The 12,011-nt window shown below is 71.5% G+C and carries 11 protein-coding genes and 1 pseudogene; 4 read left to right on the top strand and 8 right to left on the bottom strand.

Going from position 1 to position 12,011, the window contains the following annotated elements; all coding sequences use genetic code 11:
• Positions 1-408 (bottom strand): HAMP domain-containing protein (locus ACFW48_RS06865; RefSeq protein ID WP_386311083.1); only part of this gene is annotated, 408 nt, incomplete at its 3' end.
• A gap of 385 nt (positions 409-793) precedes the next feature.
• Here ACFW48_RS06865 and ACFW48_RS06870 point away from each other — a divergent pair.
• Positions 794-1,159 (top strand): PRC-barrel domain-containing protein, encoded by a 366-nt coding sequence (locus ACFW48_RS06870; protein WP_386311133.1) that lies wholly within the window; start codon positions 794-796, stop codon positions 1,157-1,159.
• 46 nt (positions 1,160-1,205) lie between these two features.
• The gene (locus ACFW48_RS06875; protein WP_386311085.1) at positions 1,206-1,658 is read left to right on the top strand and encodes an ATP-binding protein; all 453 of its coding nucleotides are present in this window, start codon (positions 1,206-1,208) and stop codon (positions 1,656-1,658) included.
• A 12-nt stretch (positions 1,659-1,670) separates the two neighbouring features.
• Here ACFW48_RS06875 and ACFW48_RS06880 read toward each other — a convergent pair whose 3' ends face one another.
• Positions 1,671-2,105, bottom strand: a complete 435-nt coding sequence (locus tag ACFW48_RS06880) for an ATP-binding protein (protein WP_386311086.1) — start codon at positions 2,103-2,105, stop codon at positions 1,671-1,673.
• A gap of 257 nt (positions 2,106-2,362) precedes the next feature.
• Here ACFW48_RS06880 and ACFW48_RS06885 point away from each other — a divergent pair, with 257 nt between their 5' ends.
• Positions 2,363-2,650: a DUF4190 domain-containing protein gene (locus ACFW48_RS06885; RefSeq protein WP_386311088.1), complete on the top strand. Its 288-nt coding sequence runs from the start codon at positions 2,363-2,365 to the stop codon at positions 2,648-2,650.
• Between the two features lie 52 nt (positions 2,651-2,702).
• On the opposite strand, the gene ACFW48_RS06890 is transcribed toward ACFW48_RS06885, so the two are convergent.
• Entirely contained in the window at positions 2,703-4,610 is a 1,908-nt protein-coding gene (locus ACFW48_RS06890) for an AMP-dependent synthetase/ligase (protein WP_386311090.1), read from the bottom strand.
• 164 nt (positions 4,611-4,774) lie between these two features.
• On the opposite strand from ACFW48_RS06890, the gene ACFW48_RS06895 reads away from it, so the two are divergent.
• Positions 4,775-5,008: a DUF6480 family protein gene (locus ACFW48_RS06895; RefSeq protein ID WP_210960810.1), complete on the top strand. Its 234-nt coding sequence runs from the start codon at positions 4,775-4,777 to the stop codon at positions 5,006-5,008.
• A gap of 34 nt (positions 5,009-5,042) precedes the next feature.
• Here ACFW48_RS06895 and ACFW48_RS06900 read toward each other — a convergent pair whose 3' ends face one another.
• From ACFW48_RS06900 to ACFW48_RS06920, 5 genes and pseudogenes are all read right to left on the bottom strand, one after another.
• Positions 5,043-6,134, bottom strand: coding sequence for a glutamate--cysteine ligase (locus ACFW48_RS06900; RefSeq protein ID WP_386311092.1), 1,092 nt, complete (start codon positions 6,132-6,134; stop codon positions 5,043-5,045).
• A gap of 111 nt (positions 6,135-6,245) precedes the next feature.
• Positions 6,246-8,468: a 1,4-alpha-glucan branching enzyme gene (glgB, locus tag ACFW48_RS06905; RefSeq protein WP_386311094.1), complete on the bottom strand. Its 2,223-nt coding sequence runs from the start codon at positions 8,466-8,468 to the stop codon at positions 6,246-6,248.
• Positions 8,469-8,471: 3 nt separating this feature from the next.
• Complete coding sequence (locus ACFW48_RS06910) at positions 8,472-9,833, bottom strand: maltokinase (protein ID WP_386311096.1); 1,362 nt, start codon at positions 9,831-9,833, stop codon at positions 8,472-8,474.
• Between the two features lie 28 nt (positions 9,834-9,861).
• Positions 9,862-11,580, bottom strand: coding sequence for a maltose alpha-D-glucosyltransferase (gene treS / locus ACFW48_RS06915; protein ID WP_386311097.1), 1,719 nt, complete (start codon positions 11,578-11,580; stop codon positions 9,862-9,864).
• Positions 11,577-12,011: pseudogene (locus ACFW48_RS06920) on the bottom strand (alpha-1,4-glucan--maltose-1-phosphate maltosyltransferase); the annotation flags it as partial. The gene treS and the pseudogene ACFW48_RS06920, both read right to left, overlap by 4 nt.

Consider the following 12,011-nt stretch of genomic DNA (forward strand, 5'->3'; position numbering starts at 1 on the left):
CTCGCCGCGGGCGTCCACGTCGATCTTCTGCGACAGGTCGCCCTTGGCCACCGCCGTGGCGACCTGCGCGATGTCACGGACCTGGGTGGTCAGGTTCCCCGCCATGGCGTTGACCGAGTCGGTCAGATCGGCCCAGGTGCCCGAGACGCCCGGCACCCTCGCCTGCCCGCCGAGGGTCCCCTCCGTGCCCACCTCGCGGGAGACCCGGGTGACCTCGGAGGTGAACACGGACAACTGGTCCACCATGCCGTTGAAGACCTTGGCGATGTCGCCCATCAGGCCATCGGCCGCGTCCGGCAGACGGGTGCCGAAGTCGCCGTCCCGCACGGCCGTCAGGCCCGCGAGGAGACGGCGCAACTCCTGATCGCCCGGAACCGCCTCGACGGTCCCGGCGCTGTCGCTGGTCATGCGCACCCTCGTTCCGCTCCCCAGGAGCCCTCGGACCGAGGACTCGGAACCCCCTGCGGACCGATGCCACGGTCCGGCCTGTCGTGCGTGCGTTTCCGCAGTTCACGGATTGCCCACTGAGAAAAATACGCCAGAGGCTAACCCAGGTCGCGGGTCCGAACAAAGCGGGACGTCACCCGGTGGAGCGCGGCCCCGGACGCATCAGGCCGCGCCCGCGGAGCCGGCCGTGGGGCGCTCCGGCGGATCTCGCCGCCGCCGATTGGCCCACGGCGTCCGAATGCGGCGGCCCGGACCGGGTATCTGCTGCTGTGAAGCCGGACCGGCCCGTGGCGTCCGCCCGGCCCCACAGTCGTCACCCACGCGGGAGGGAAGGTACAGCGTGCCGATGGAGAGCGTCTGGTCGTACGCGGCGGGCAGTGGTTACGCGGAGGGACAGGACCTGACGGGCTGCACCGTCGTCGCGAGCGACGGCACCATCGGTCACGTGGACCGCCAGGCCGACCACTTCGGCATGCGGCACCTGGTCGTCGACACCGGCGTCTGGGTCTTCGGCCGGAGCGTGCTCGTGCCGGTCGGCATGGTCAGGGGCATCGACCCCGAGGCCCGTACGGTCACGGTGGCCTGCACCAGGGCGGAGGTCAAGGCCGCGCCCCGGTTCCGGACCGACAGCGAGACGATGGACCGGGAGTACCTGGCGTCCGTCGGCGACTACTACCACCGGCTGCCGCCGCAGGACACCTCCGCGGACTGACCCGGCGCCGAACGACAGCACGGCGAGGACCAGGGACACCACTGACATGGAACCAACCGACGGGACCACCACGGCCTCATCCGGCTTCGTGCCGTCCGGCGCACCGGCATCGGGTGCCGTGACCAGCGCGGCCACGGCACGCGCGTACGCGGAGTCGGTGGCGCGCGCGCAATGGGGGTCGGGCCGCGGGGTGCGGGACGAGGACGTCGTCGACCTGCTGCTCGTGGTCTCGGAGCTGGTCACCAACGCGATCCGGCACGGCGGCGGGCTGGCCGGGTTCGAGGTCCGGCCGATGGGGGAGGGCATGTGGATCGCCGTTCACGACAACAGCGCGGTGGTGCCCAGGGCCGCCTACGAGTTCCCCACCAGGCACCATGGGAGCGGCTACGGCTGGCCGCTCGTCGCCCGCCTGGCCCGCGACATCGCCGTCGACCGGCACCCGGGGGGCGGCAAGTCGATCAGCGTGCTGGTGCCCCTGCGCGACGCGGGCGCCCCGTGACCGGGGCGGAGGTCACCAGGGCAGGAAGACGTGGATGTCCTTGCCCCGCTCACCGGTGACGACACTCACCTGGTCGGACAGGGTGTGGATCAGGTGCCAGCCGATGCCGCCGCCGCCGTTGCTCGGATGGAAGGGGCGCGGCGCGGGTTCGGTCGTACTCGTGTCGTGCATCACCACGTGCACGCCGTCGAAGGTACGGCGCAGCCGCAGCGTGAACGGCCCCGGGGCGTACTGCACCGCGTTCGCCGCCAGCTCCGTGACGACCAGGAGGATGTCGTCCCAGTGCTCGGGCTGCGAGGGTGGTGACGCACGGGCCAGGTCGTAGAGGAATTCCTCCGCGACCAAGCGCGCACCGGTCACATTGTGCAGCTCCCCGGTGAAGCTGGCGGTGCGGTTCGTGATCTCCTCGGAAGCCAGTGTCCTGTCCCAACGCGACTCGGCTGCCATTTCGCCTTCCCGGCCCGGCATCCGCCGGGCGTTGTCCCTTCTTCGCTTTCCCTTCGTTTGTTAGTTCCCGTGCCGGCCGACCCTACGCGCCTCGTTGTGCTTGGTCGGGGCGCGGTGGCCGGGGGTGACTGCCCTGTCACCCCCGGCGAATTCCCCGGAATACAGAGCGGATTGCGAGGGAACCCGGAAGGCGGAACACACCAGGGCGCTCCGCGAGGGGGCGCCCGTGTCCGACTACCCCACTCGGGAGATCTCTGATGACCAGTTACGGCAGTTCCCCTGCCGCGTCGTCCAGGTCACGCACGAACGGTCTGGCCATCGCGAGTCTTTGCAGCGGAATCATCGGCCTGTTCTTCCTCAGCGTCATTCTGGGACCGGTGGCGATCGTGCTGGGCGCTGTCGGACTGCGGCAGGCCCCGGCCAAGGGCGGCGCGGGCATGGCCAAGGCCGGCATCGTGCTCGGGATCCTGGCCCTCGTCCTCTTCGTCGTCCTGCTGGCGGTGAGCGCGTCGAGCGGCGGCTTCAGCTGGTACGTGGGCGGCTGACCCGGTCGGCACACCGGACGAGGGCTGCGCGCACGTCTGCCGGCGTACCCGGTCACCGGAAGAACACGTTGTCCGAGTCCTCCCACCCGGCCGGATCCTCCGGCGGCGCCGGCGGCCGGCGGTGCGGCCGCGCCTCGTACATCGCGTCGATCTCGAAGGCGTAGGTCCGTACGATCTCGTCCCGGCGGAGCTTCATCGACGGGGTGAGCAGCCCGCCCGCCACGTCGAACGGATCGGGCAGGACGCGGAAGACCCGGATGGACTCCGAGCGCGACACCGCACTGTTGGCCGCGGCGACGGCCCGCGCGACCTCCTCCCGCAGCGCGTTCTCCTCGCGCGCCTCACGGACCGGGGCGTCGCCCTGGAGGGCCAGGCCGGCCCGCCAGTGCGTCAGGAACTCCGGGTCGAGCGTGATCAGGGCGCCGACGCAGGGCCGGTTGTCGCCCACGACCACCGCCTGGTGGACCAGCGGATGCATGCGCAGCCGCTGTTCCAGGGCGGCCGGGGCCACGCTCGTGCCGCCGCTGGTGATGATGATGTCCTTCTTGCGGCCCGTGATCGCCAGATAGTTCTCGTCGTCCAGGTGCCCGAGGTCCCCGGTGGCCAGCCAGCCGCCGCGCAGCACCTCACGCGTGGCGGCCTCGTCCCCGATGTACCCCTGGAACAGCGACGGCCCGCGCACCATGATCTCCCCGTCGTCGGCCACCCGGATCTCCATGCCGGGCAGCGGCTGCCCGACGGTGCCGGACTTCTCCCGGCCCAGCGGCTGCATCGTCAGTCCGCCGCTGGTCTCCGTCAGACCGTAGCCGTCGTGGACGTAGACGCCGATGCCCTCGAAGAAGAGGGACAGCTCACGGCTGAGCGGCGAACCACCGGACGTCGCGCGGCGCACCCGGCCGCCGAGCGCGCTCCGCAGCCGGCGGTACACCGTCCGTTCGTACAGGGCGTGCTGGAGCCGGAGGTCGAAGCCGGGCCCCGGCCCCCTGCCCAGCCGCCGGCGCTCCAGCGCGGCGGCGAAGTCCCGCGCCGTCCCGGCGGCCCGCTCGAACAGCGCTCCGCGGCCCGTCTCCTGGGCCGTGCGCAGAAAGGTCTTGTAGAGCTTCTCCAGAACCGACGGGACGGCGTAGAGGTAGGTCGGGCGGAAGGAGCGCAGGGCCGAGGCCAGCGCCTCCCCGGTCATCGCGGGCTCGTGCGCCATGAGCAGCCCGCCCCGGACGCACAGGCTCTGGATCATCAGCCCGTACACGTGGGAGAAGGGCAGGAAGGCGAGGACGGCGCCCTGCTCCCCGGGCGGCGCGACCGTGTGGCCCCAGCCCTCGATCAGCGTGTCGCAGGGACTGGCCAGGCTGCGGTGGCTCAGCGCGCAGCCCATGGCGCGGCCGGACGTGCCCGAGGTGTAGGCGACGACCGCGGTGGAGTCCGGCAGCACGATGCGGCGCATGGAGTCGACCGTGGCGAACGGGAGGAACTCGCCGCGCGCCACGAGCGCCTCCATCACGCCCGCGTCCAGTTGCCAGACATGGCGCAGTGACGGCAGCGACGCGCACACCGAGCCGACGGTCATCACGCTCTGCTCGTCCTCGACCACCACGGCCACACAGCCGGCGTCCCGCAGGATCCACTCGACCTGGTCGCGTGAGGAGGTCGGATAGATCGGCACGACCTCGGCGCCCACCGTCCACAGCGCGTAGCTGAAGACCGTCCACTCGTACCGGGTGCGGGCCAGGATCGCCACGCGGTCGCCCGGCGAGATCCCGCACGCGATCAGCCCCTTGGCCAGGTCGGCCACCTCGTCGCGGAACTCCACGGCCGTCACCTCGTCCCAGACGGTCCGGTCCGGTCCGGTCCGGCGGGCGAGCATCGGCAGGGTCGGACTGAGGGCAGCCGTCTCGAAGAGGCTGTCGGCGAGCCCGCCGGTCAGGGGCGGGACGGCCGGGGGAGCGAGAGCGAGGTCGCGCATGCGCTGGCTCCTGACATGAACGGACGGTGGATCCACGGACGAGCACCGGCGAGCACCGTCATCGGCCGTGTTCGGAATGTAGCGGAGCCGCAGGCGGCGGGGGGCCGGGACGGCGGAAGTGTTCCCGCCTGGTGATCTCGGCCGGATCGGGGGACCCGGACGGCATGAGCTATACGAATCCCGACCCGGAACCCGAACGCACCACCGGACTGGAGCAGGGAGGCGGTGTGCCGCCCGGCGAGACCCCGCCGGGGGAGAGCAGCATGTCCGAGGCGGGCCCGTGGGAGGGCAACAACCCTTCCAAGGGCTGGGCCAAGGCACCCCTGACCGTGATCCTCGCCCTGGTGCTGCTCGTCGCGGCGGGCTTCCTGGGGTACGCCCTGGTCCTGATCCTCTGAGGAGGCTCGACGAGCGACGGCCCCGCGGGGCGTCTCAGGCCGCCTGAGTACGGCGTACGCACTCGGTGACGACGTCCCGCAGGCTGCCGGTGCGCTCCAGCAGTTCGCGCTGCACCCGGGCACCGTTGCCGTGCCGCAGCAGTTCGCCGACGCCGTCCCGCACCCGGTCGAGGTCGCCGTCGTCGGCCAGCGCGTCCCCGACGTGGTCCAGCAGCGCGCGTACGACCGTCTCGGCCGGCATCCGCCGCATCGTCGCGGGATGCAGCAGTTCCTCGGTCAGCCCGGACCGGGCCGCCCGCCAGGCCGCGAGACGCAGCAGGCTCACACTGTGCTCGGCCGGCTCCCTGCCCTGGCGCCACTCCCGCGCGGCCGTGTCGACCAGCGCGCGGGCGAGGGCGGCGACGACGACGGCCGTCCCCGCGTCCAGGCACACGTCCGCGACCCGGAACTCGACCGTCGGGTAGCGCTGGGACAGCCGGACGTCGAAGTAGATCATCCCGTCGTCGAGGAGCGTGCCGGTGGCGAGCATGTCCGCGACCCGCCGGTGATAGGTCTCCGCCGAGCCGAACAGCTCCGTCGGGCCGGCCGACGGCCAGCGCTGCCAGACCCGGCTGCGATAGCTGCTGTAGGAGGAGTCCCTGCCCTGCCAGAACGGCGAGTTCGCGCTCAGCGCGGCCAGCACCGGCAGCCAGGGCCGCACCCGGTCGATCACCGCGACGCCCTCCTCGTCGGACTCCACCGAGACGTGCACGTGGCAGCCCAGGACGAGCTGCTCCTGGACCACGACGCCGTACTGGTCGGCCATCCAGTCGTAGCGGCGGTTCACGCCGATGGAGGGGGTCACCGGCAGCGGCGACGTCGCCAGCGCGGCCACGGCGCAGCCGATCCCCCCGGCGTGCCCCCCGGCCTCCTCACGGCAGCGGACGATCTCCGCGTGCAGCAGCTCCATGTCCGACTGCGGATGCGTGGCGAACTCGAGCATCTGCTCGTGCAGTTCCTTCTCGAACACGTCCTGCTCGGCATCGTCCTGTGAGGCCCGGGCGAGCACGGCGGCGGACAGTGCCCGCGGCTCACCGGTCTCGGGGTCGACCAGGAGGAGCTCCTCCTCCACTCCGACGGTGCGCACGTGATGCCGCCTTTCTGTGGGCCCGCCCGCGGCGGCGACGAGGTCTTCTCGGTCCTTGGACCACCGACTGCCCCGGGAAGGCGGTCGAACACCTGGTCGCGCCGCCGCGGCTCACAGGGCGTACGGCATCAGCCACACCGTCGCCAGCGGCGGGAGGGTGATCCGGAGGCTCCCGTCCTCGGGCTTGACCGGGTCGGGATTGCCCACGCCGCTGCCGCCGTACTCCTCGGCGTCGGTGTTGAGCACCTCCTGCCAGGCGGTGACCTCGTCGCCGACGGCGAGGCCGTACTCGTGCCGGACGACCGGGGAGAAGTTCGACACCGCCAGCAGCGGAGTGCCGTCCGCGTCGAACCGCAGGAACGCGAAGACGTTGTCCTCGGCCGCGTCCACGGCGACCCACCGGAATCCGGCCGGATCGGTGTCGCGCTGCCACAGGGCCGGGGTCCGCCCGTAGCGGGTGTTGAGTGCGCGTACCAGGTCCTGGATCCCGCGGTGGTCGCCCGCCGAGTGGTACCCCTCGTCCAGCAGCCACCACTCCGGGCCCTGCTTCTCCGACCACTCGGCGCCCTGGGCGAACTCCTGCCCCATGAACAGCAGTTGCTTGCCCGGATGTGCCCACATGAAGCCGAGGTAGGCGCGGACGTTCGCCCGCCGCTGCCACCAGTCGCCCGGCATCTTCGACACCAGTGCCTGCTTGCCGTGCACCACCTCGTCGTGGGAGATCGGCAGGCAGTAGTTCTCGCTGTAGGCGTACACCATCGAGAAGGTCATCTCGTGGTGGTGGTACTTGCGGTGCACCGGCTCGTGCGCGACGTACTCCAGCGAGTCGTGCATCCAGCCCATGTTCCACTTCAGGCCGAAACCGAGCCCGCCGGTGTCGGTGGGCCGGGTCACCCCGCCCCACGCGGTCGACTCCTCCGCGATGGTCACCACGCCGGGGCAGCGCCGGTAGAGGGTCGCGTTCATCTCCTGGAGGAACGCCATGGCCGCCAGGTCCTCCCGGCCGCCGTACTGGTTGGGCTCCCACTGGCCCGAGTCGCGCGAGTAGTCGAGGTAGAGCATCGAGGCCACGGCGTCGACGCGCAGCCCGTCGATGTGGAACTCCTCGCACCAGTACACCGCGTTCGCCACGAGGAAGTTGCGCACCTCGGTACGCGCGAAGTCGAAGGTGTACGTCCCCCAGTCCGGGTGCTCCGCGCGCCGGGAGTCCCCGGGCTCGTACAGCGGGTCCCCGTCGAAGCGGCCCAGCGCCCAGTCGTCCTTCGGGAAGTGCGCCGGCACCCAGTCCATGATCACGCCGAGGCCGGCCCGGTGCAGGGCGTCGACCAGGTACCGGAAGTCGTCGGGCGAGCCGAGGCGCGCGGTCGGCGCGTAGAAGCCGGTGACCTGGTAGCCCCAGGACGGGCCGTAGGGGTGCTCGGCGACCGGCATCAGCTCGACGTGGGTGAAGCCCAGGTCCTTGACGTACGCGGGCAGCGCCTCGGCCAGCTCGCGGTAGGTCAGCCCCGGCCGCCAGGACGGCAGGTGCACCTCGTACACGGAGAACGGAGCCTCGTGCACGGGCCTGTCGGCCCGGGTCCGCATCCACTCCCCGTCGCCCCACGCGTACGCCGAGGCGATCACCACGGACGCGGTGTTCGGCGGCTCCTCCGCCGCGCGGGCCATCGGGTCGGCCTTGAGGAACCGGTGGCCGTACCGGGAGTGGATCTCGAACTTGTACCGGGTGCCCTCGCCGACGCCCGGCAGGAACAGCTCCCACACCCCGGACGAACCGAGCGAGCGCATCGGGAACGCCGTGCCGTCCCAGTGGGTGAAGTCCGTGGCGACCCGCACCCCCTGGGCGTTCGGCGCCCACACCGTGAACCGGGTGCCGGTGACGCCCTCGTGGGTCATCGGCTCCGCACCGAGCGCCTGCCACAGCTGCTCGTGCCGGCCCTCACCGATCAGGTGCAGGTCGAGTTCCCCGAGGGCGGGCAGGAAGCGGTACGGGTCGTGCGTCTCGTGCTCGCCCTCCTCGTACGCCACCACGAGGGTGTACGCGGGGATCTCCGCCAGCGGCAGGACACCGGAGAAGAGACCGTCCTCCTCCGACACGAGGGCGTGGCGCTCGCCGTCGACGACCACGCTCACCTCGCGGGCGAACGGGCGCAGCGCCCGGAAGGCGACACCGTCCGGGACCGGGTGGGCGCCGAGCAGGGCGTGCGGGTCGTGGTGGGCGCCCGCCAGGAGGCGCCCACGGTCGGTCGGGTCGAGGGGCGGGGCGGTTCCGCACGCACCGGAGGTGGGCGGGACGGGACCGGACGGCTCGGGGAGCGAGGTGTCGCGGAGGGCCACGGGTCAGTCTCCTCTCACGGCGAGTCGTTCGATCGCCGCCATGGGTACGGGAAGCCAGTCGGGGCGGTGCCGGGCCTCGTACAGCACCTCATACACGGCGCGGTCCGTCTCGTAGGCGCGCAGCAGGCCGTGCTTCTTACGGGGGTCCCACCCGGCGCGGGCGGCGTAGCCGGCGCAGAACGCCTCCCGGCAGCGGCGCGCCCACTCGGGGCGCCACGGGCGGCGCTGCCGGGCGGCGTAGTCGAAGGAGCGCAGCATGCCCGCGATGTCCCGCACGGGGGAGTGGGCGCTGCGCCGTTCGGACAGCGGGCGGGACGGTTCGCCCTCGAAGTCGATCACGAACCAGTCCCGGCCGGCCCGCAGCACCTGCCCCAGATGCAGGTCGCCGTGGATGCGCTGGGCGGGCGGCCCGGAGTCGCAGGTGGACAGCGCCGCGAAGGCCGCCCGCAGCCCGGGGACGAAGGGCTGCAGCGCCGGTACGCGGTGCGCGGCGGCGGTCAGCCGCTCGGTCATCGCCGCCGCCGTCCGGCCGTTCTCCCCGGGCGGCCCGGCCGGGAAGGCCGAGGCCAGCGCGAGATGTACGTCGGCCATCGCCCGCCCCAGCTCGCGGGCCTGCACGGTGAAGTCGTCGCCGGACGCCAGCGCGTTCAGGGAGAGGGTCCAGCCGTCCGAGGCGTCGTGCAGGAACGGCTGGAGCACGCCGAGCGTCGCCTCGTAGGGATGGGTCGTCCGCATCCACGCCACCGGCGCGGGGACCCGGCCGCAGCCCTGCCTGGCCAGCGCGTCCGGTACCTCCAGGTCGGGGTTGACGCCGGGCTGGATGCGCCGGAACAGCTTCAGGATGAACTCGTCGCCGTAGATCAGCGACGAGTTGGACTGCTCGGCGTCCAGCAGCCGCGGCACGAGCCCGCCGGGCACCGGCCGCGCGGGGTCGGACTCGAAGCGCAGTGGTCCCGCCTTGCCGGGGTGCCGGAGCCGTTCCAGGAGCAGCTGGGCCGACCGGGGGTCGTGCAGCGCGTCGTAGACCGTCCGGCCGGCCAGCGGGCCGTCCTGCACCTGCCCGATGATCGCCCGGCCCAGGCGCGGTGACGGCTGCTCGCGCACGCCCAGCAGCAGCTGGTAGCAGTCGCCGGCCGGGGCAGCGCCGCCCGGGGCGGGCACGGGGCCCTGCCCGGTGTGCACCAGGAGGTGCAGACAGCCGGGGAAGAGCTCGGTCATCGACAGCAGACCGAGGTCGGCCACGAGCCGGTCCTTGCCCGCGAACCAGCGCTGGCGCGGCAGCCACTCCCGCAGCAGCTCGCCGAGCGAGGCCATGGTCTCGGCGAGATGCCCGCGTCTTGGGCGCAGGGGTGCGGTCTTCGGCATGGTGACGCGTCCTTTCCTCGGCCCACGCTCAAACGCGGCGGCCGATGCGGGATGCGACTCGGGTGAGCCGGAACCAGTAGAAGCCGTGGCCCCCGAGGGTCAGCAGGTACGGCAGTTCGCCGATGGCGGGGAAGCGGACTCCGCCGAACAGCTCGACCGGATGGCGCCCGGCGAACTCCCGCAGGTCGAGTTCGGTGGGCTGCGCGAACCGCGCGAAGTTGTTCACGCACAGCACCAGGTCGTCCTCGTACTCCCGCAGGAAGGCGAGCACAGCGGGGTTGGAGGAGGGCAGTTCGGTGTAGGTGCCGAGGCCGAAGGCGGGGTTCTGCTTGCGGATCTCGATCATGCGGCGGGTCCAGTGCAGCAGGGACGAGGGCGAGGCCATGGACGCCTCGACGTTCGTCACCTGGTAGCCGTAGACCGGGTCCATGATCGTCGGCAGATACAGGCGCCCCGGATCGCAGGTCGAGAAGCCGGCGTTGCGGTCGGGCGTCCACTGCATCGGGGTCCGTACGGCGTCGCGGTCGCCGAGCCAGATGTTGTCGCCCATGCCGATCTCGTCGCCGTAGTACAGGATCGGTGAGCCCGGGAGGGCGAGCAACAGGGCGGTGAACAGCTCGATCTGGTCGCGGTCGTTGTCCAGCAGGGTGGCCAGTCGGCGCCGGATGCCGATGTTGGCGCGCATGCGCGGGTCCTTGGCGTACTCCGCGTACATGTAGTCGCGTTCCTCGTCGGTGACCATCTCCAGGGTCAACTCGTCGTGGTTGCGCAGGAAGATGCCCCACTGGCAGCCGGACGGGATGGCCGGGGTCTTGGCGAGGATCTCGGAGACCGGGTAGCGGGACTCGCGGCGTACGGCCATGAAGATGCGCGGCATGACCGGGAAGTGGAACGCCATGTGGCACTCGTCACCGCCGACGGAGTAGTCGCCGAAGTAGTCGACGACGTCCTCCGGCCACTGGTTGGCCTCCGCCAGCAGCACGGTGTCGGGATAGTGCGCGTCGATCTCGCTGCGGACGCGCTTGAGGAACGCGTGGCTGGCGGGCAGGTTCTCGCAGTTGGTGCCCTCTTCGGCGTACAGATAGGGCACGGCGTCGAGGCGGTAGCCGTCGACGCCCAGGTCCAGCCAGAACTTCAGCGCCGCCAGCATCTCCTCCTGGACGGCCGGGTTCTCGTAGTTCAGGTCCGGCTGGTGAGTGAAGAAGCGGTGCCAGTAGTACTGTCCGCGGACCGGGTCGAAGGTCCAGTTGGACGCCTCGGTGTCGACGAAGATGATGCGGGCGTCGGAGTACCGGGTGTCGTCGTCCGCCCAGACGTAGTAGTCGCCGTACGGGCCGTCGGGGTCCCGGCGTGACTCCTGGAACCACGGGTGCTGGTCGCTGGTGTGGTTCATGACGAAGTCGATGATCACGCGCATGCCGCGCTGGTGGGCGGCGTCCACGAACTCGACGAAGTCGGCCAGGTCGCCGAACTCGGGCAGCACGGCGGTGTAGTCGGAGACGTCGTAACCGCCGTCGCGCAGCGGCGACTTGAAGAAGGGCGGGAGCCAGAGGCAGTCCACGCCCAGCCATTGCAGGTAGTCCAGCTTGGCGGTGAGGCCCTTGAGGTCACCGACGCCGTCGCCGTTGCTGTCCTGGAAGGAGCGGACGAGTACCTCGTAGAAGACGGCTCGTTTGAACCAGTCCGGGTCACGGTCCTTGGCCGGGGTGTCCTCGAATTTGTCCGGCACGGGCTCGTTGACGGTCATGAGGCTCCTGACCCTCCGTTCTGGGGCGTGGCGGCGGACGGCCGGCGGACGTGGAAGACGTGAGCGGGGGCCCGGCCGGGCTCCAGCCGCACGTAGTTCGTGCGGCCCCAGAGGTAGGTCTCGTCCGTGAGTTCGTCGTGGACCGGCACCGACTCGTGCCAGTCCAGGCCGAGTTGCGGCATGTCGAGCGAGATCGTGGCCTCCTGGGTGCGGTGGGGATCGAGGTTGGCTACCACCAGCACGACGTCGGACCCCACGCGCTTGCTGTACGCGATCAGCGCGTCGTTGTCGGTCCGGTGGAAGCGCAGGTTCCTGAGCCGGTGCAGCGCGGGGTGGTCGCGCCGGATGGTGTTGAGCTTGGTGACGAGGGGGGCGATGGTGGTGCCCTCGCGGGCGGCGGTGGCCCAGTCGCGGGGTTTGAGCTGGTATTT

The sequence above is a fragment of the Streptomyces sp. NPDC058812 genome (assembly GCF_042744565.1).
In the GTDB taxonomy this organism is placed as follows: domain Bacteria; phylum Actinomycetota; class Actinomycetes; order Streptomycetales; family Streptomycetaceae; genus Streptomyces; species Streptomyces thinghirensis.

Bases quoted from the DNA above. Each gene is read 5' to 3' on its own strand.
- ACFW48_RS06870 (WP_386311133.1), top strand. From the start codon at position 794: ATGGAGAGCGTCTGGTCGTACGCGGCGGGCAGTGGTTACGCGGAGGGA.
- ACFW48_RS06875 (WP_386311085.1), top strand. From the start codon at position 1,206: ATGGAACCAACCGACGGGACCACCACGGCCTCATCCGGCTTCGTGCCG.
- ACFW48_RS06880 (WP_386311086.1), bottom strand. From the start codon at position 2,105: ATGGCAGCCGAGTCGCGTTGGGACAGGACACTGGCTTCCGAGGAGATC.
- ACFW48_RS06885 (WP_386311088.1), top strand. From the start codon at position 2,363: ATGACCAGTTACGGCAGTTCCCCTGCCGCGTCGTCCAGGTCACGCACG.
- ACFW48_RS06890 (WP_386311090.1), bottom strand. From the start codon at position 4,610: ATGCGCGACCTCGCTCTCGCTCCCCCGGCCGTCCCGCCCCTGACCGGC.
- ACFW48_RS06895 (WP_210960810.1), top strand. From the start codon at position 4,775: ATGAGCTATACGAATCCCGACCCGGAACCCGAACGCACCACCGGACTG.
- ACFW48_RS06910 (WP_386311096.1), bottom strand. From the start codon at position 9,833: ATGCCGAAGACCGCACCCCTGCGCCCAAGACGCGGGCATCTCGCCGAG.
- treS (WP_386311097.1), bottom strand. From the start codon at position 11,580: ATGACCGTCAACGAGCCCGTGCCGGACAAATTCGAGGACACCCCGGCC.